General features: G+C 66.9%; 21 protein-coding genes. 8 read left to right on the plus strand and 13 right to left on the minus strand.

Going from position 1 to position 17,563, the window contains the following annotated elements:
- Positions 1-13: 13 nt before the first annotated feature.
- Positions 14-862 (plus strand): S-formylglutathione hydrolase, encoded by an 849-nt coding sequence (gene fghA / locus LRK53_RS07305; RefSeq protein WP_027493501.1) that lies wholly within the window; start codon positions 14-16, stop codon positions 860-862.
- Positions 863-1,027: 165 nt separating this feature from the next.
- Here fghA and LRK53_RS07310 read toward each other — a convergent pair whose 3' ends face one another.
- A complete protein-coding gene (locus tag LRK53_RS07310) occupies positions 1,028-2,356 on the minus strand; it encodes a DEAD/DEAH box helicase (RefSeq protein WP_235642593.1) in 1,329 nt (442 codons plus the stop codon).
- A 134-nt stretch (positions 2,357-2,490) separates the two neighbouring features.
- A complete protein-coding gene (locus LRK53_RS07315) occupies positions 2,491-3,207 on the minus strand; it encodes an SAM-dependent methyltransferase (protein ID WP_338109851.1) in 717 nt (238 codons plus the stop codon).
- A gap of 164 nt (positions 3,208-3,371) precedes the next feature.
- On the opposite strand from LRK53_RS07315, the gene LRK53_RS07320 reads away from it, so the two are divergent.
- Both LRK53_RS07320 and LRK53_RS07325 read left to right on the plus strand, forming a co-directional pair.
- Positions 3,372-4,604, plus strand: coding sequence for an MFS transporter (locus LRK53_RS07320; protein ID WP_027493499.1), 1,233 nt, complete (start codon positions 3,372-3,374; stop codon positions 4,602-4,604).
- Positions 4,605-4,658: 54 nt separating this feature from the next.
- The gene (locus LRK53_RS07325) at positions 4,659-5,153 is read left to right on the plus strand and encodes an FKBP-type peptidyl-prolyl cis-trans isomerase (RefSeq protein WP_027493498.1); all 495 of its coding nucleotides are present in this window, start codon (positions 4,659-4,661) and stop codon (positions 5,151-5,153) included.
- 176 nt (positions 5,154-5,329) lie between these two features.
- On the opposite strand, the gene LRK53_RS07330 is transcribed toward LRK53_RS07325, so the two are convergent.
- The 3 genes from LRK53_RS07330 to LRK53_RS07340 form a co-directional block, all read right to left on the minus strand.
- The gene (locus LRK53_RS07330) at positions 5,330-5,851 is read right to left on the minus strand and encodes a C40 family peptidase (protein WP_037090169.1); all 522 of its coding nucleotides are present in this window, start codon (positions 5,849-5,851) and stop codon (positions 5,330-5,332) included.
- Positions 5,852-5,971: 120 nt separating this feature from the next.
- Entirely contained in the window at positions 5,972-6,535 is a 564-nt protein-coding gene (locus tag LRK53_RS07335) for a hypothetical protein (protein WP_027493496.1), read from the minus strand.
- Between the two features lie 86 nt (positions 6,536-6,621).
- On the minus strand, positions 6,622-7,716 hold the full coding sequence (locus LRK53_RS07340; RefSeq protein WP_235642594.1) for a hypothetical protein: 1,095 nt from the start codon (positions 7,714-7,716) through the stop codon (positions 6,622-6,624).
- Between the two features lie 140 nt (positions 7,717-7,856).
- On the opposite strand from LRK53_RS07340, the gene tnpA reads away from it, so the two are divergent.
- Complete coding sequence (gene tnpA / locus LRK53_RS07345; RefSeq protein WP_235642595.1) at positions 7,857-8,288, plus strand: IS200/IS605 family transposase; 432 nt, start codon at positions 7,857-7,859, stop codon at positions 8,286-8,288.
- Between the two features lie 78 nt (positions 8,289-8,366).
- Here tnpA and LRK53_RS07350 read toward each other — a convergent pair whose 3' ends face one another.
- Positions 8,367-8,633 (minus strand): hypothetical protein, encoded by a 267-nt coding sequence (locus LRK53_RS07350; RefSeq protein ID WP_027492800.1) that lies wholly within the window; start codon positions 8,631-8,633, stop codon positions 8,367-8,369.
- 110 nt (positions 8,634-8,743) lie between these two features.
- Between LRK53_RS07350 and hutG the strand changes: the two genes are divergently transcribed.
- Positions 8,744-9,526 (plus strand): N-formylglutamate deformylase, encoded by a 783-nt coding sequence (hutG, locus tag LRK53_RS07355; RefSeq protein WP_027492799.1) that lies wholly within the window; start codon positions 8,744-8,746, stop codon positions 9,524-9,526.
- Positions 9,527-10,060: 534 nt separating this feature from the next.
- Here hutG and LRK53_RS07360 read toward each other — a convergent pair.
- The 7 genes from LRK53_RS07360 to asnS all read right to left on the minus strand — a co-directional run bounded on the left by LRK53_RS07360 (position 10,061) and on the right by asnS (position 16,114).
- A complete protein-coding gene (locus tag LRK53_RS07360; RefSeq protein ID WP_027492798.1) occupies positions 10,061-10,492 on the minus strand; it encodes a RidA family protein in 432 nt (143 codons plus the stop codon).
- Positions 10,489-11,154, minus strand: a complete 666-nt coding sequence (gene can / locus LRK53_RS07365; protein WP_027492797.1) for a carbonate dehydratase — start codon at positions 11,152-11,154, stop codon at positions 10,489-10,491. Before can ends, LRK53_RS07360 begins: the two co-directional genes overlap by 4 nt.
- 30 nt (positions 11,155-11,184) lie before the next feature.
- Positions 11,185-12,672: an aldehyde dehydrogenase gene (locus LRK53_RS07370; protein WP_027492796.1), complete on the minus strand. Its 1,488-nt coding sequence runs from the start codon at positions 12,670-12,672 to the stop codon at positions 11,185-11,187.
- A gap of 87 nt (positions 12,673-12,759) precedes the next feature.
- Positions 12,760-13,551 (minus strand): SDR family oxidoreductase, encoded by a 792-nt coding sequence (locus tag LRK53_RS07375; protein WP_027492795.1) that lies wholly within the window; start codon positions 13,549-13,551, stop codon positions 12,760-12,762.
- Positions 13,552-13,566: 15 nt separating this feature from the next.
- On the minus strand, positions 13,567-13,881 hold the full coding sequence (locus LRK53_RS07380; RefSeq protein ID WP_027492794.1) for a hypothetical protein: 315 nt from the start codon (positions 13,879-13,881) through the stop codon (positions 13,567-13,569).
- On the minus strand, positions 13,878-14,699 hold the full coding sequence (locus LRK53_RS07385) for a MalM family protein (RefSeq protein WP_027492793.1): 822 nt from the start codon (positions 14,697-14,699) through the stop codon (positions 13,878-13,880). Before LRK53_RS07385 ends, LRK53_RS07380 begins: the two co-directional genes overlap by 4 nt.
- Positions 14,700-14,713: 14 nt before the next feature.
- A complete protein-coding gene (gene asnS, locus LRK53_RS07390; protein WP_027492792.1) occupies positions 14,714-16,114 on the minus strand; it encodes an asparagine--tRNA ligase in 1,401 nt (466 codons plus the stop codon).
- A 151-nt stretch (positions 16,115-16,265) separates the two neighbouring features.
- Here asnS and LRK53_RS07395 point away from each other — a divergent pair, with 151 nt between their 5' ends.
- The 3 genes from LRK53_RS07395 (at position 16,266) to rpsR (ending at position 17,544) form a co-directional block, all read left to right on the plus strand.
- A complete protein-coding gene (locus LRK53_RS07395; protein WP_027492791.1) occupies positions 16,266-16,592 on the plus strand; it encodes a HesB/IscA family protein in 327 nt (108 codons plus the stop codon).
- A 284-nt stretch (positions 16,593-16,876) separates the two neighbouring features.
- On the plus strand, positions 16,877-17,299 hold the full coding sequence (gene rpsF, locus LRK53_RS07400) for a 30S ribosomal protein S6 (protein ID WP_027492790.1): 423 nt from the start codon (positions 16,877-16,879) through the stop codon (positions 17,297-17,299).
- Positions 17,300-17,313: 14 nt separating this feature from the next.
- Positions 17,314-17,544: a 30S ribosomal protein S18 gene (gene rpsR / locus LRK53_RS07405; RefSeq protein WP_008434437.1), complete on the plus strand. Its 231-nt coding sequence runs from the start codon at positions 17,314-17,316 to the stop codon at positions 17,542-17,544.
- Positions 17,545-17,563: the final 19 nt, after the last annotated feature.

The following is a 17,563-nucleotide window of genomic DNA, read 5'->3' on the forward strand; positions in this document are numbered from 1 at the left end:
CGACGAGCCGACGATGGGCACGCTTGAAACGATCTCCGAACAACGCCTGCACGGCGGCGTGCAGGGCTTCTACCGCCACCACTCGGAAGCCTGTGCCGGTGCCATGCGCTTCGCCGTCTATCAGCCGCCGCAAGCCACGCGGCAGCGCTGCCCGGTGCTGTATTTCCTCGCCGGGCTGACCTGCACCGAAGAAACCGCCACGATCAAGGCGGGCGCCCAGAGGCTAGCCGCCGAGCTGGGTTTGGTGCTGGTGATGCCTGACACCAGCCCGCGCGGCACCGGTATCGAGGGCGCCACCGGCGACTGGGAATTCGGCGAGGGTGCGGGTTTCTACGTCGATGCCACGTCAGCACCATGGTCATCGCGTTTCCGCATGCACAGCTACGTGGTGGACGATCTGCCGGCCTTGATCGGCGCCCATTTCCCGGTGGACACGGCGTTGAGCGGCATCTGCGGCCATTCGATGGGCGGCCACGGCGCGCTGACCCTGGCCTTGAAAAATCCGCGACGCTACCGCTCGGTGTCGGCGTTCGCGCCGATCGTGGCGCCCAGCCAGGTGCCGTGGGGGCGCAAGGCCTTTCCGCGTTATCTCGGCGACGATCAGGCAGCGTGGGCCGACCACGACGCCTGCGAGCTGGTGCGGCGGCAGACCTTCGGCGGCACTATCCTGATCGACCAGGGCGAGGCCGACGGTTTCCTCGAAGCGCAACTGAGACCCGAGCTGTTCGACCAGGCCTGCGCCGAGGCGGGGCAGCCGCTGCTGCTACGCCGGCATGCCGGCTACGACCACAGCTACTGGTTCATCGCCAGCTTCATCGACGACCACCTGCGCCACCACGCGGCAGCGCTGGGGCTGTTGTAGGAGCCCGCTCGCGGGCGATGCTTTTAGCGCCCGGATTCGGGATTAGAAAAAAAGCAGAGCGTCGCGCATGGCAGCTCTTCCGAATCCCAAATCCCAAATCCCGAATCCCGAATCCCGAATCCCGAATCCCGAATCCCGAATCCCGAATCCCGAATCCCGGCCCCATCAGGCCTTGGCGACGGGACGGCGGTTGGAGCGGCGGCGCTGGGTGCCGGCGGCCCGCTCGCCGCGACCCTGCGGCGCGTAGCCGTTCGGCCGCGCCGCGCCGGCGGGCTTGCCCTGGCGCGGCGCACGCTGCTGCTGGCGCTGGCCGCCACCACCCTGCTTCGGGCGTGGCGCGCCGGCATCCAGCCGCAGCGGGGCCGACGGCTCGTAGCCGGCCACCGGGGTGATCGCGATGTCCTGCTTCAGCAGCTTGCGGATGTCGAACAGCAGGCCGCTTTCGTCGTGGCTGACCAGCGACAGCGCCAGGCCTTCCATGCCGGCACGGCCGGTGCGGCCGATGCGGTGCACGTAATCCTCGGCCACCGACGGCAGGTCGAAGTTGATCACGATCGGCAGCTGCTCGATGTCGATGCCGCGGGCGGCGATATCGGTGGCGACCAGCACGGTGACGCGGCCGGACTTGAAATCGGCGAGCGCACGGGTGCGCGCATTCTGGCTCTTGTTACCGTGGATCGCGGCAGCGCGCAGGCCGGAGGCGTTGAGGAAGGTGACCAGCTTGTCGGCGCCGTGCTTGGTGCGGCTAAACACCAGGGTCTGCCGACGACTGTCCTGCGACAGCACGTGCAGCAGCAGGTCGCGCTTGCGCGAGGCATCGACCGGATGCACCTGGTGGCTGACCAGGGTGGTGACGGTGTTCGGCGCCGAGACCGAGATCTCGCGCGGGTTGTGCATGAAGTCCAGTGCCAGCGCCTTGATCGCCGGCGCAAAAGTGGCCGAGAACAGCAGGGTCTGACGCTTCTTCGGTACCGACTGCAAGATGCGCTTCAGCGCCGGCAGGAAGCCCATGTCGAGCATGCGGTCGGCTTCGTCCAGCACCAGCGTCTCTACCGCCGACAGATCCAGCGTGCGCTGCTGCAGGTGGTCGATCAGCCGGCCGGGGGTGGCGATGACCACGTCCACACCGCGGCGCAGCGCATTGATCTGCGGGCCCATGCCGACGCCGCCGAAGATGGTGGCGGCGCTGACATGGATGTGCTTGCCGTAGTCGCGCATGTTCTCGTGGATCTGCGCGGCCAACTCACGGGTGGGGGTGAGGATCAGCGCGCGCGGGCGGCGGGTCATGGTCTGGCCGCTGGTCGAGAGCTTCTGCAGCAGCGGCAGTGCGAACGCGGCGGTCTTGCCGGTACCGGTCTGCGCGGCGGCGAGCAGGTCGTGGCCTTCCAGCGCGGGCGGAATCGCGGCGGCCTGGATCGGGGTGGGCTGGGTGTAGCCGTAATCGGCAAGCGCACGCAGCAACGCGGGCGCAAGGCCCAGCGAATCGAAAGACATGGAACACTCCTGGGCAACCCGGAGTGTTCATACCGTGTTGCGTATCGAGGGAAAGGGGGCAGCCTGGGCCGCAGCAGTCAGAGTGATTGCGCCGCGCAGTATAGCGGGTATCGGAGGTGGCGTGTGCATGGGAGTCAAACTGATTTGGCAGGCCGGTCGCCACGGAGCGCGATAGCTCTCGGCGGAGCGCACGCCACGATCAGGTAGCTGTTGTATGGGGTTCGGCCGCGCAAGGGGCGGATGCCGACCTCCAGCCCGGCGTCCTCCAGCGGCCCGCGCAATTCGGCCGCTGTCGGATAATGCTGAGCACCGCCGGGGATCCAGCCCGAGGTGCGCAGAAAGAACTCTTCTACGCGGGTGGCGTGAAAGCGCCAATTCGGCTCGCGCAGCACACTGCGGATGACCAGGCAGCCGTCAGCGGTCAGGTGTTCGGTGGCGGCTTTCAGCAAGCTGCGTTGTCGCCGGGCGTCCAGGTAATGCAGCACGTCAAGCAGGGCGACGTGTCCGTGCACGGCGGGGAGTTCATTGGCGTCGGCGTGCTGCAGTTCCACCACGACATCGAGTCCACCGCGATGTGCCGCGCGCTGACCGGCAAGGATTTTTCGGTGATCGTGATCAAGCCCCACGTAGGACTGCGCGTTTCTCCCGGCATTCAAATACTGACCGAGCAGGCCGAGGCCACAACCGATGTCGAGCAACGGCAGAGGGGTGCGGGTAATGATGGCCGCCGTGGCGGCGTAGGCGGGGTCGACGCGGAGCTTCCAGCGCACATGGTTTCGCTGCAGCCAGCCGTCGTAGCGTCTGGCGATCAGCTCGCGAGCGGTGCGATCCATCTCAGCCACGTCTGTCATGGACGGCCTCCTGTCTGCGTCGTCGCACGTGAGCGCGTTGTCGATTCTGGCGAGGCTGCCGATGCAGCCACCCGATCGGTGGCCTTGTCGCCCGTGGGGCTGTGCGATGAGGCCCTGCCGGCGTTTACGATACGCCTTTATGCCATCTGTCCGGGAATGCTCCGATGTCGCTGCTCGCACCTTTGCATGAACTCGATTCGACCGAGAGGCATACGGTGCTGGCCGGCTTCCTGGGCTGGACGCTGGATGCATTCGATTACTTCCTGCTGACCTTCGTCATCGTCACGGTGGCGAGGGAGTTCCAGGTGGGCACCGCCGAGATCACCTACGCGCTGTTCCTGACCCTGGCGGCGCGACCGCTGGGCGCGCTGCTGTTCGGCCGGCTGGCCGACCGCTTCGGGCGGCGGCCGATCCTGATGCTCGACGTGGTCCTGTTTTCGCTGTTCGAGTTCGCCACGGCATTTGCCTCGTCGCTGACCGCCTTGCTGGTGCTGCGATTCCTGTTCGGCGTGGCGATGGGTGGCGAGTGGGGCATCGGCGCGTCGCTGGTGATGGAGTCGATCCCGGCGAAGGCACGCGGCGTGGTGTCGGGCCTGTTGCAGAGCGGCTACCCGTGCGGCTTCTTTCTCGCCGCACTGGCGAACTGGCTGCTGGTCGACCACATCGGCTGGCGCGGCCTGTTCGTGGTCGGCGCGATCCCGGCCTTGCTGGTGCTGTACATCCGCCGCAAGGTGCCGGAGTCGGCAGTCTGGCAGGAAGGCGCGCGGGCGGTGAAGCGGCCGGGTCTGCTGGAAGCCATGCGCGGGCACTGGAAGCTGGCGGTCTACCTGATGCTGCTGATGATGGCGTTCAACATGTTCAGCCATGGCTCGCAGGACATGTACCACACCTTCGAGGAGGTGAACCTGCACCTGCCTACCGGCTCGGCCACGGCCTTCGTGCTGGTGGCGCTGCTGAATTTCGGCGCGCTGGTAGGCGGCCTGTATTTCGGCGCGTTGTCGGAGCGGATCGGCCGGCGCCAGGCGATGATGATCGCCGCGCTGCTGGCGATACCGGTGATTCCGCTGTGGATGTACGGCGGCTCGCTGATCCTGCTGGGGCTGGGCGCGTTCCTGATCCAGGTGATGGTGCAGGGCGCCTGGGGCGTGGTGCCGACGCATCTGAACGAGCTGTCGCCGGCCGCGGTGCGCGGCACCTTGCCCGGGTTTGCCTACCAGATGGGCAACCTGCTGGCGGCGGTCACCGCCACCGCGCAGACCTGGCTGGCGCAGCGCCATGGCGGCAATTTCGCGTTCGCGATGTCGCTGTGGATGGTGCTGGTGGCGTTGTTGCTGGCGGCGTTGCTGTGGCTGGGGCCGGAGGCGCGCGGGGTGGGCTTCGGCCATCGCAGGTCCTAGCGCGGCCAGGCTACTGCTAGAATCCGCCGTTTGATCCCATCGACGAGACAGGCAATGAAGGCTGGCAAGGACAAGGTCATCGCGATCCACTACACACTGACGGTGGACGGTGAAAAGGTTGAGAGCTCGCACGACCGCGATGAGCAGCTGTGGATCCTGCTTGGTCACGGCCAGTTGATCGCGGGCCTGGAAACCGCACTGGATGGCCACGAGGCCGGCGAGACGCTGAGTGTGGACGTGGCGCCGGTCGACGCTTACGGCGAGCGCCAGGAAGGCCAGATCCAGCGCATGTCGAAGAAGTACTTCCCGCAGGCCAACCGGCTCAAGCCGGGCATGACCACCGTGCTGCAGCTGAAGCAGGGCGGCCAGCGCGCGGTGACTGTGCACAAGGTAGGCATGAGCGCGATCGACGTGGACCTGAACCACCCGATGGCGGGCAAGACCCTGCATTTCGACGTGGCCCTCGGCGAAGTGCGCGACGCCACCGAGGAAGAGCTCGCCCACGGCCACGCCCATGCGCCGGACAGTGCAGAGCACCCGCCTCAATAAAGCCTGAGCAATAACGGCGCCGTCGGGCGCCGTTATTCGTTTGCCCTCTCCCCCTCCGGGGGAGAGTTGGAGAGGGAAAGCACAAGATCACCTCAAACCCCCCACTGCCATGCCGCTTTTCAGGGAAGAGGATCGCCAGGCTAACCTTGATCCCGATAGTTCACCCGCCGGAACCCTCAATCCAGCACCCGCTTCCCATAGGCAAAATGCCCGCCCCAATACGGCCCGTCGATGTCGTCCAGCCGCACCGTGCCGCCGCTGTTCGGCGCGTGCACGAAGCGGCCCTTGCCGACGTACACGCCGACATGGCTGATCGCGCCGCCGATGTCGAAGAACACCAGGTCGCCACTGGCCAGCTGGGTCATCTGGCGCACCTTGCGGGCATCCATCGTGGCCATCTCGTGCGAGGTGCGCGGCAGCTGGATGTTGGCGGCGGTGCGGTAGATGTAGTCGACCAGTCCGCTGCAGTCGAAGCCGCCGGCGGGCGTGTTGCCGCCCCAGCGGTACGGTGTGCCGACCAGGCCGATCGCGCGGAACAGGATGTCGTTCGCCTCGCCGGCGCTGGCGGCCGAAGGCACGCGCGGCGGCAGGCCGGCCAGTGCGGAGTGCGATGTTCCCGAGCCGGGTGGTCGCCGTTGCGGACCACTGGCGCACGCGGCCAGCAACAACACGGCCGCTAGCAGCAGTGCATGCCGCATGGCTCGATGCGTCGGCAACACGGCCGTTTCGGGAACGGAGGGGTTCTGCTGCATCAGACGACCTCGGGGTGCGACGCAGCGAGGTTATCAATTCGACAAATCACATGCAAATCAATTGATTCAATGTCTGTTTGAAGGGAAACCCTTAACCAGGGCCGCTGCTGACGGCCAGGTTGAAACAGCAGCCCATTGCCGCATCGCTGGCCGCCGCAGGGTGGGTCGCGTCAGGGCCTCGCGACCACGATGGCGCGCTCGTTCAAGGTCCGCCCATCGGCACCACGCTGCGCAATCGGTAGGGCCGGGACGTGGGGCCTCGTTCACCATCACCAGGTGCCGGTTGCCGGCCAGCGTGTCGATGGCATCGACCGCGTCCACCGCCTGCCAGCGATCGGCTTGCGGGGCGGTCAATCCTTTTGGCAGTTCGTTGCGCAGCGGGAAATCGCGAACCGCCTCGCTGTAGAGCCCCAGTTCGTTTTCGCTGAAGGCCAGCATCTGCTGGGCGAGCAACTGGTCGTTGCCGGTCAACTGCGGCGTTGCCGCGATGAGGTATTCGTACCGGGCCAGTTCGCCGGTCAACGGCTGCAGCTCATCGAACAGGTTCGATGGCGCTCCCTTTTGCGCGGCGTGAGCACCGCTGCAAGCCATGGCAAGCGTCAGCAGGACCCATGTGGCGGCAGGATGCATGAGCTTTCCACCTGCAATGCGTTATGCGGGTCCGGACCGGGGTTCCACGATGCCACGCCAGGCAACGCCAGCGGCTTTCCGATGGCCTAGCGCTCGTTGACCGTGATGACCTGCTCAGCCAGGGTCCTGCCGCGAGTATCCCAGGCGCGCAGTCGATAACGGCCAGGTCGTAGATACAGCTTGCTTGTCGTGTCGCCCTGCATGAAGGCGTAGCGGTCGGCAGCGATGGCGTCGTTGCCTTCATCGACGTAGTGCGCGTCGACGACACAGGGCGTGGTGACCCGGCACAGGGTGGTGCTGATGGTGTACGGGTGGCGTTCGTCGTGCAAAGTGAGCCACTCCGGTCGTTGCGTGTTGACGAAGTGCGCCAGCATGGGCTGGTTGCGGACCATGTCGTGCACGATCGTCGAAGGCTGGGTGTAACCGCTCTCGACGGCGCGCTGGCCGGCGGCGGGTGGCAGCAGCACGTTGATGTCGTATTGCTCCGGATGTGCGCTCCATGGCTTGCCGGTGCTGCGGTCGAGCAGCACGAGGGGGCCCTTGGAAGGGAAGTTCCCGACCAGTGCCGTGTAGGGGTCCGCTTCGCTGGGAATCTGCTCGCGGAACTGGGTCTGATCGATCGACAGCGGTTCGATGCCAGTCAGCTGTTGCAGCTGCATGGCCATCGGTGCGGTGCTGCCCAGGCGCCCCTTGGCCTTGTCGATGTGTGCGTAGCCGGCATGGACGAACAGTCTGGCATCGGGGCTCCTGGCGAACACTTTCCGGTACAGGTTGTTGGCCTGCCCGGTCTCGCGCTCCTGCGTGCTGCGGCTGTCCACGTCGTAGGACACGACCTTGAAGCCCAGTCTGATCGCCGTGCGCACGATTTCGCCATACGAGGGTTCGTGCAGGTAGTCGCTGCCGCTGTCCGCGGTCGGATAGCCGCGGCCCATCAGGCTGGCGTCCTTGTCGAGCAACGCCTCGGCCGCGAAATGGTCGAAGCCGAGTGCGCGCAGGCGAGGCAGCAGGGCCAGCGTGAGCTGCCGGGTGTGGGCGTCATGGTGCGCCTCGTTGATCAGGACGATGCGGCGGTCGGCGGCCTGCCTGACGATGACGTCGGCGGCATCGGCGGCCTTCCACCGTGCCGCCGTGGGGATGGCGGTGTCCGCCGCCACGTGGCTCTTCAGCGGGAAGTCGCGCAATGCCTCGTTGTAGAGGCCTAGACCAACGAGGGAGTCCCCCCGGCTCTGCCGGGGAGGCAGTAGAAGTTTGACGTTTACAGGAGTCCATCGGGGAAACTCCAACTCGTGAGCCGCCAAGCACACGAGAGGAGAGTCCGCCGATGGACGAGTACAAGAGCTTAAACCACACGCCATGGGAATGCCTGTACCACGTGGTGTTCATCCCGAAGTGTCGACGTCGCACGTTGTACGTCGAGCTTCGAAAGTATCTGGGAGAGGTGTTCCGCCGGTTGGCGGAGCAGAAGGAGAGTCGGGTCGAAGAGGGACACCTGATGTCCGATCATGTGCATATGATGCTGAGTATTCCGCCGAAGTATGCGGTGTCGGAGGTGGTGGGTTACATCAAAGGGAAGAGTGCTATCCACTTGGCGCGAGTGTATGCAGAGCGCAAGCGAAATTTTGTAGGGCAGAGCTTCTGGGCGAGGGGCTACTTCGTCTCGACGGTGGGTCGGGATGAGCAAGTGATCCGGGCGTACATTCGCAATCAGGAGGAAGAGGATCGACGATTGGAGCAGTTGCAACTGCTTCGATAGGCAGGCCACCGTAGGGTGGCCCGATCAGAGGGGCCGCGTTAGCGACCCCGCCCAAGCCGCTTTGAGCGGCTCACACAACTAAAGCCCCCGGCTTTGCCGGGGGATACTTACTTCGTTCTCGACCGAGGCGAGCATCTGCATCGCGAGCGGCCGGTCGGCGGCGGAAAGTTCCTGCGCCGTCTTGATCAGGTAAACGTAACGGGCCAGGTCGTTGGGTTGCTGCCTCAGCCCGTGGAACATCTCGACCGCCGCAGGGCTGAAGCTCTGCGCCCGCGCCGGTGGGATCAGTGACGCGCTCAGGCAGAGCGCGACGGGAATCCATCGGAGCAGTACCCTGGCCGGCATCTTCGACCCCCGTGGACGATTCGGAGCTAGCGTGCCTGCGTATGCTTCCGCAGGCAAGCGCGTCCCGGCCAGGCGCAGGGACGCGGCGGGGGACTGAGTACAATGCCGCGATGACTACCGCCTTCACTCTGCAGCGCGGCCATGCGCCGCTGCTGATCAGCCTGCCGCACGATGGCAGTTTCGTCCCCGGCGATATCGCGGTGCGGATGCGTCCGGCGGCCCGGCGCGCCCCGGACACCGACTGGCATGTCGGCCGGCTGTACGAGCCGCTGGCGCAGGCGCTTGGCGCCAGCGTGCTGAAACCGGTGGCATCGCGCTACGTGGTCGACCTGAATCGCCCCGCCGATGGCCACGCGCTGTATCCAGGCCAGCGCGAGACCGGCCTGATTCCGCTGCTCGGTTTCGATGGTGAACCGTTGTATCTGGAAGGCGAGGAGCCCGATGACGCCGAAATTCAACGGCGCGTGAATGACGGCTGGCGACCCTACCACCAGGCGATTGCGCAGGAACTTGCGCGGCTGCGCGCCGAGCATGGCCGGGTGGTGCTGTGGGAGGGGCATTCGATCCGCAGCCGGGTACCCATGCTGTTCGACGGGCGACTGCCGGATTTCAATCTCGGCACGGCGGGGGGAGCGAGTTGCACTCCCGCGCTGCAGGCCCGGCTGCAGTCTTGCCTGACGTCGCAGTCGCGCTTCGATTTTGCCGTCAACGGCCGCTTCAAGGGCGGCTACATCACGCGCCACTACGGCACGCCGGCGAACGGCGTGCAGGCGGTGCAGCTGGAGCTGGCCCAGCTCAATTACATGGACGAGCAGAGCTTCGCCTACGACGAGGCGAAAGCGCCGGCGGTGCAGGAGCTGATCGGCCGCCTGCTGCAGCTCTGCCTGGCTTGAGCGCAAGTAATTGCGGCCACGATCGGCTGCGGTGAAAGTCAAGCCGCCGCGTGCCCGTTGCGCGGGCAATCGCGGCGCTCATTCAGCGCTCGTACGCCATGGTCGTCGCATCGTCGGTTTCGTCGCGCCGCCCGAGGTGCCGGGTTCCGGCCGGGTCCGCGATTCCTCCAACGTCCGAGGCTCGACATCATGATGCGTAAACTTCTGACCGCTGCCCTAGTCGTGGCAGGTGTTGTGCTTTCCGGTTCCGTGTTCGCCCAGGCGACCCCGGCCCCGCAAGCGACCACTCCGGCGGCGCAAACAGAGCCGGCCACTCCTGCTCCGGCCACGACTGAGAACACCGCGCCGAAAACGGCCACGCACCACAAGTCGCACCACAAGTCCCGTCATCACAAGAGCCACCAGGCGGCCGCCGGTGCCGAGCCGGCGCCGGCATCGACGGCGGGTTGATGCCGTCGTAGTGGATCGGAACCCCGCCGGCACCGTCCGGCGGGGTTTTTCATGCGTGGCCGGTTCGCGCGCCGTTCGCGGGGTTCAGTGCGACGACACCGGCAAGGCGGCGATGCACTTCAGCTCGATCGCGATCGGCGTGGGCAGCGCGGCGATGCCCACCGTGGTGCGGCAGGCATCGACACCGGCGAAGTGTTCCGCGTAGAGGCGGTTGTAGGCGGCGAAGTCGCGCTGCATGTCGGTGAGGAACACAGTGACGTCGAGCAGGTCCTCCCAGCATGCGCCGCTGGCCTCCAGCACGGCGCGCACGTTGGCGAACACCTGCCGGCACTGCGCCTCGATGTCGTAGTCGGTCAGCCGACCATCCGCGTCGTGCACGTTGCCGGGGATCGCGTTGCTGCCAGGCTGGCGCGGGCCGACGCCGGAGAGGAACAGCAGGTTGCCGACGCGCCGTGCGTGCGGATAGGCGCCGACCGGCGCGGGGGCAGTGTCGGCGCGGATGCTGCCGCTGCTCACGCTGCGCCTTCCCAGCGACGGGTGAGCTGGGTCATCGCCTGGTGGTAGGCCTCGGGCAATTGCTCGCGGCTGCGTACGTCCAGGCCCAGGTCGTGGATGTGGCCATCGTCCAGCCCGTAGATCCATGCGTGCACTGCCAGCTGCTGGCCGCGCTCCCACGCCTCGCGCACCACCGTGGTGTGGCACACATTAAGCGCCTGTTCCAGCGCGTTCAGTTCGCACAGGCGGGCATGACGTATCGCGAACGACTGTGCCGGATCGAGTTTGTCGGCGTGCTTCATGGCGATGTCGGTGATGTGCCTGAGCCAGTTGTCGATCAGGCCCAGACGGCTTTCCTTCAGCACCGCGCCGACGCCGCCGCAACCGTAGTGGCCGACCACCAGGATGTGTTTCACGTGCAGCACGTCGACCGCGAACTGGATGGTGCTGAGCGCGTTGAGGTCGGTGTGCACCACCACGTTGGCGACGTTGCGGTGCACGAAGATCTCGCCCGGCGGCAGGTCGACGATCTGGGTGGCCGGCACGCGCGAGTCCGAGCAGCCGATCCACAGGTAGCGCGGCGCCTGCTGCTGCGAGAGCTGCTCGAAAAAGGTCGGATCCTGCGCGGTGACCTGGGCGGCCCAGCGGCGGTTGTTGGCAAGCAGGTCTTTCAGTGAATTCATCAGGGCTCCATGGGTTCGCGCCTGTGTGTTCTAGCGCTGCGGCGGGGTCGCCTCGTAGGCAAGGCAGATGTTCTTCGGTTCGGTGAAAAAGTGCAGCGCTTCATTGCCGCCCTCGCGGCCGAGCCCGGATTGCTTGACTCCGCCGAACGGCGTGCGCAGGTCGCGCAGCAGCCAGCAGTTGATCCAGACGATGCCGAATTCGAGCCGGGCGGCGAGCCGGTGGGCGCGCGCGAGGTCCTGCGTCCACAGCGAGGCGGCCAGCCCGTAGCGGCTGTCGTTGGCGATCGCCAGCGCCTCGGCTTCGTCCTCGAACGGAATCAGGCTGACCACCGGGCCGAAGATTTCCTGCTGGTTGGTCGGGGCCGCCGAGGGCAGGCCGTCGATCACCGTCGGCGCGATGAACCAGCCGCCGGCACAGCGGCCGGGCAGGGTGAGTGCGCCGCCGCCGCAGAGTACGCGGCCGCCTTCGGCACGGGCCTGCTCGATGCAGCCGAGCACCTTGTCGTGGTGCGCTTGCGAGACCATCGCGCCGAGGTCGCTGGCGGCGTCATCCGGGTCGCCCACACGCAGCGCCTGCACGCGCGCCAGGTAGCGTTCGCGGAACGCCCCGTAGATCGAGCGCTGTACCAGCAGACGCGAGCCGCACAGGCAGATCTCGCCCTGGTTGGCGAAACCCGAGCGCACGATGGTGTCGAGGTTGGCGTCGGACAGCTCGGCGTCGGCGAACACGATCGCCGGGTTCTTGCCGCCCATCTCCAGCGACACCTTCTTGAACTGCGTCGCCGCGATGGCGGCGATCCGCGCGCCGGTGGCAGTGCTGCCGGTGAAGGAGACCGCCTTGACCTCGGGGTGCTCGACGATCGCCTGGCCCACAGCAGGCCCGCGGCCCTGCACGATGTTCAGCACGCCGGGCGGAAAGCCGGCCTCGATGCTCAGCTCGCCGAGCAGCGCGGCAGTGCAGGGCGTTACTTCCGACGGCTTGGCCACCACCGTGTTGCCGGCAGCCAGCGCGGGGGCGATCTTCCAGGTGAACAGGTACAGCGGCAGGTTCCACGGGCTGATGCAGCCGACCACGCCGAGCGGCTGGCGCAAGGTGTAGTTGATCGCGCCGATGCCGCCGGAGCCGGCCTCCATCGCGTGCGATTCGCTGCCCCAGCCGACGATCGCGGCGGCGAAATAACGCAGGTTGCTGACCGCGCGCGGGATGTCGAGCCGGCGCGCGAGCTCCAGCGGCTTGCCGCTGTCGCGCGATTCCAGTGCGGCGAATTCCTGCAGCCGCGCCTCGACCAGGTCGGCCAGCCGGTTCAGGTATTGCGCGCGCTGCTCGATCGGCGTGCCGGCCCATCCCGGCGCGGCGCGGCGGGCGGCATCCACCGCGGCAGCGACATCCGCCGCCGTCGAATCGGGGCATTGCATGAAGACCTGGCCGGTCGCCGGCTCGTGCACGTCGAGCCAGGCATCGACGCGGGGCGCTTGCGGGCGACCATCGATCAGATTGGCTAGGCGCGGGGTGGACATCGCGACAAGCTTAGGACCAGCGTGCCGCAATTGCACCGGACGCTGGCGTATGCGCGAGCGGGAAGCGGGTCGGCAGCAGACGCCCGCTCAGCTCAACGCGCGGGTGCGGCCACCGTCCACCGCGATGCTGACGCCATTGACGTAGGCGGCGGCGGGCGTGCACAGGAAGGCGATCACCGCGGCCACTTCGCCGGCTTCACCGAAACGGCGGGCCGGCACCGAGGCCAGCATGCTCTGGGCGATGGTGTCCTCGTCGCATCCGCTGGCCGCGGCCTGCGCGGCGAGCAGGCTGTCCAGACGCTGGGTGCGGATGTAGCCGGGCAGCACGTTGTTGACGGTGATGCCGTCGGCGGCCAGTTCGGCGGACAGGGTCTTGGCCCAGCCGGCGACGGCGGCGCGCACGGTGTTGGACACGCCCAGCCCGGCGATCGGTTCCTTCACCGAGGTGGAGATCACGTTGACGATGCGGCCGTAGCCGCTCGCGCGCATGCCGGGCAGCAGCGCCTGCAGCAGCACCTGGCCGGCCAGCAGATGCTGGCGGAACGCGGTCTCGAAGGCGGCCAGGTCCGCGCTGTATGCCGGGCCGCCCGGAGGGCCGCCGCTGTTGTTGATCAGGATGTGCACCGGGGTGCGGGCAGCAAGGTCGGTGGCGGTGGCTTGCAGGCCGGCCGTGTCCAGCATGTCGACGCCGCACCAGTCGTGCCGCTGCCCGGTGCGTGTCTGCGGCAGGCTCTCGGCGGCGGCCTTGAGCCGATCGCCCGAGCGCGCCAGCAGGGTGACGCTGGCGCCGAGTTCGGCCAGCTCGATCGCGCTGGCGCGACCAATGCCTTGCGAGGCGCCGCAGACCAGCGCGTGACGTCCACCCAGATCCAGTTGCATGTCCGTCGGCTCCTTTCAGTGCACCCACAGCCGCATGGTCAGCGCGGCGAGCCAGCACAACCAGCCCAGCCATTGGCTGTAGCGCCACACCAGGCGCCAGCGGTTGATCGTGGCGTCGCCCAGCGCCGGCAGGGCCGGCGAGCGCAGTACCTGCTGCATGTTGGCCCAGACACGGAACCCGGAGAACCGGCCCTGCGCGGCCGTGGCGATGACCTGCCAGTGTTGCGGGTAGCGCGTGCGCAGCAGCGCGGCAGCACGGAACGGCGCCACGTACGACAACACGAACAGGCCGACGCCGCTCGCCAGCAGGGCGAGATAGAGGGCGATCATGGCGAAGGACTATGGCCGTTCTTGCCGCCGCTGCCGTTGCTCCAGGGCAGCGGCAACGCGGTGCGCAGGGTGTTGAGCACGCCTTCCCCCTTCGCGGCCTTCTTGCAGATCGCGTTGTCGAGCGCCTTCTCGTAGATCTTGTTCATCATGCCGACCCACAGGGTGCCGTCAGGCCCGTGCGGGATGCTGAAGCTGCCGGTGGAATTCATCTGCAACGAGGCGGCGCTGGAGCTGGAGAACGACGCCGGCGACTGTTCCCAGTAGGTCTTGCCCGACTGCTGCTCGGCGGAACTGTAGACCAGCAGGTAGCGTGCCTTGGCGCTGTCGATGTTCAGGCTGCCGAAGGCGCCGCTGGTCTCGTCGCTCCAGCCCATGTGCTCGCACAGCCCGATGTCCTCGGCGCGGATCGGCTGGAACCCCTCGTCCAGCAGCACCACGGTCGGCGCGAACAGGTAGCTGGCATGCAGCCAGCGCCCGTTCAATTCCGCCTTCATGGCGACCCGGTACGGCAATTTCGCCTCGGTGGGCAGGCGGAAGGCGAGGAAGTAGCTCTGCGTGCCGTTGAGGTTCGCCACCATGCTGCCGCTGCCCAGCACGAACTTCTGCGGCTGCCACGGCAGCATGCTGCGATAGGAGAAGTCGGCGAAGTTGCTGCAGCACGGGCTGGCCTGCAGCAGCTGCAGCTGGGCCAGCTTCAGTGCATCGCCGGTGTTTTCCGACGGCGGGCGCAGGTTCGGCGGCAGCAGGACCTTGGCGTTGTGGCAGCCGCCCAGCAGGACGGCGAGGGCCAGTGCGGCGGCGGGGAGTCGGATCGGCATGGGCAAGGGTGTACTCAGAATTCGGCGGTCCCGGCGGCTCGGGGGTAGGGGATGGCATCGCGGATGTTGGACAGCCCGCAGATGTAGACCAGCAGGCGCTCGAAGCCGAGGCCGAAGCCGGCATGCGGCACCGTGCCGTAACGGCGCAGGTCGCGGTACCAGCCATAGGCCGCGGGGTCGAGGCCGAACTGGACCATGCGGCGGTCGAGGTAGTCCAGCCGCTCCTCGCGCTGGCTGCCGCCGATGATCTCGCCGATGCCCGGAGCCAGCACGTCCATCGCCGCGACGGTCTTCTCGTCATCGTTCAGACGCATGTAGAACGCCTTGATCGCCTCGGGGTAGTTCATGACGACCACCGGGCGGCCGATATGTTTCTCGGCGAGGTAGCGCTCGTGTTCGGTCTGCAGGTCGATGCCCCAGGCCACGGGATATTCGAACTTCTGGCCCGACTTCTGCAGGATCGCGATGGCGTCGGTGTAGTCGATGCGCTCGAACGGCTTGGCGATGAACGCCTCCATCCGGGTGATGGCATCGCTCTGCACGCGTTCGGCGAAGAACGCCATGTCGTCCGGGCGCTCCTCCAGCACGGCCTTGAAGATCGCCTTGAGGAACGCCTCGGCGCAATCCGCATCGGCAGCTAGGTCGGCGAAGGCGATCTCCGGCTCGACCATCCAGAACTCGGCCAGGTGGCGCGGCGTGTTGGAGTTCTCGGCACGGAAGGTGGGGCCGAAGGTGTAGACCTTGCTCATCGCCAGCGCGTACGCCTCGACGTTGAGCTGGCCGGATACGGTGAGGAACGCCTCGCGGCCGAAGAAATCCTTGCGGAAGTCGATCTTGCCGTCGGGCAGCCGCGGCAGGTTGGCCAGGTCCAGCGTGGACAGGCGGAACATGTCGCCGGCGCCCTCGGCGTCGGAGGTGGTGATGATCGGCGTGTTGATCCAGAAGAAGCCCTGTTCGGTGAGGTGGCGGTGGATCGCCGTCATCATGGTGTGGCGCACGCGGGTCACCGCGCCGAACAGGTTGGTGCGCGGGCGCAGGTGGGCCACCTCGCGCAGGAATTCCATGGTGTGCTGCTTGGGTTGGATCGGGTAGGTTTCCGGGTCGTCGACGAAGCCGGTGACCTGCACGCTGTCGGCCTGCAGCTCGAACGCCTGGCCCTTGCCCTGCGACGGCACCAGGGTGCCGGAGACGATCACGCCGGCGCCGGCGGTGAGGTGCTTCACCTCGGACTCGTAGTTGGCCAGGGTGGCCGGCACCACCGCCTGGATCGGGTCGAAGCAGGAGCCGTCGGTGACGTTGACGAAGGAGAGGCCAGCCTTGGAGTCGCGGCGGGTGCGCACCCAGCCGCGCACCGTCACCGTGCTGCCGGCATCGAGCTTGCCGGAAAGAGCCTGCTTCACACTGACCACGGCCATCGCTTGAAACTCCTGCTGGTGCGCCGCCTGCCGGCACGCAATGATGATGAACGGCGCGCGCGGCGAAGCCGCAAGGCCAAGCCGGCATGATAATGTAGCTGTCGCCCGCGCTGCGACTTTCCGGGCCATCTGCCGAGGTCGATCCATCGTCATGAGCATCACCATCACTCCCGCCGCCAACGAACGCATGCGTCACTTCCTGGCCGGTACGCCGACGGCGGCCGGCGTGCGCTTCGGCGTCCGGCGCAGCGGCTGCTCCGGCTTCGCCTACGTGGTGGACCTGGCCGACGTGGTCGGCGCGAGCGACCGGCTGGTCGAGGTGGACGGGCTGCCGTTGATCGTCGACAACAAGAGCCTGGCGCTGGTGGACGGCACGGTGATCGACTTCCAGCGGCAGGGCCTCAACGCCAGCTTCGTGTTCCACAACCCCAACGCCACCGGCGAATGCGGCTGCGGCGAGAGTTTCACGGTGGGTTGAACGGGGTGGTCCTTGTGTGCTCATCCCTGAGCGCGAAGGTCAAAAAGCGGTCATCCGAGGCCGTACCTTTCAAGTCCCGTGCGATCCTCCGTGGACGCATGAGCCGGAAGGGAGGCATCCATGGAGCCCTCTTCAGATTCAGCCACTTGCGCCGCATTCCGCGTTCCACGTAGAATTCCGCTTCTGTCCGCGTCCCAACCGGCGCCGGCAGGACACTTGCCTCACCGCACCGGCGGGAGGCTGCAAGGCCGCTTTTGGCCGCATCCACAAGGAGTCAAACCACGATGACCCTGCGTCATTACGAAGTCGTGTTCATGGTCCATCCGGACCAGAGCGAGCAGGTCCCCGCGATGCTCGAGCGCTACAAGGCGCTGATCGAGACCGATGGCGGCAAGATCCACCGCCTGGAAGACTGGGGCCGCCGCCAGCTGGCCTACCCGATCGTCAACCTGGCCAAGGCGCACTACGTGCTGCTCAACATCGAAGTGAGCCAGCATGCGCTGAACGAGCTGGAGTCGGGTTTCCGCTTCAACGACGCCGTGTTGCGCCACCTGGTGATCCGTCGCGACGAGGCCGACACCGAGCCGTCCTTCATCCTGAAGTCGAAGGAAAAGGACGACGCCAAGTCCACCCGTCGCCGCGACGACGAGGGTGACGGCGAGGGCCGCGGCCGTGACCGCGAAAACGATCGCGACAGCGACGACTGATCAGGAGCACACCCATGTCCAAGTTTTTCCGCCGCCGCAAGTTCTGCCGCTTTACCGCCGAAAACGTGAAGGAGATCGACTACAAGGATCTCAACACCCTGCGCCAGTACGTCACCGAGAACGGCAAGATCGTGCCGAGCCGCATCACCGGTACCAAGGCCCGCTACCAGCGTCAGCTGGCCACCGCGATCAAGCGCGCGCGCTTCCTCTCGCTGCTGCCGTACACCGACAACCACGACGTCTGATGACGTCCGGGATTCGGGA

Origin of the sequence: Rhodanobacter thiooxydans (genome assembly GCF_021545845.1) — a bacterium.
GTDB lineage: Bacteria > Pseudomonadota > Gammaproteobacteria > Xanthomonadales > Rhodanobacteraceae > Rhodanobacter.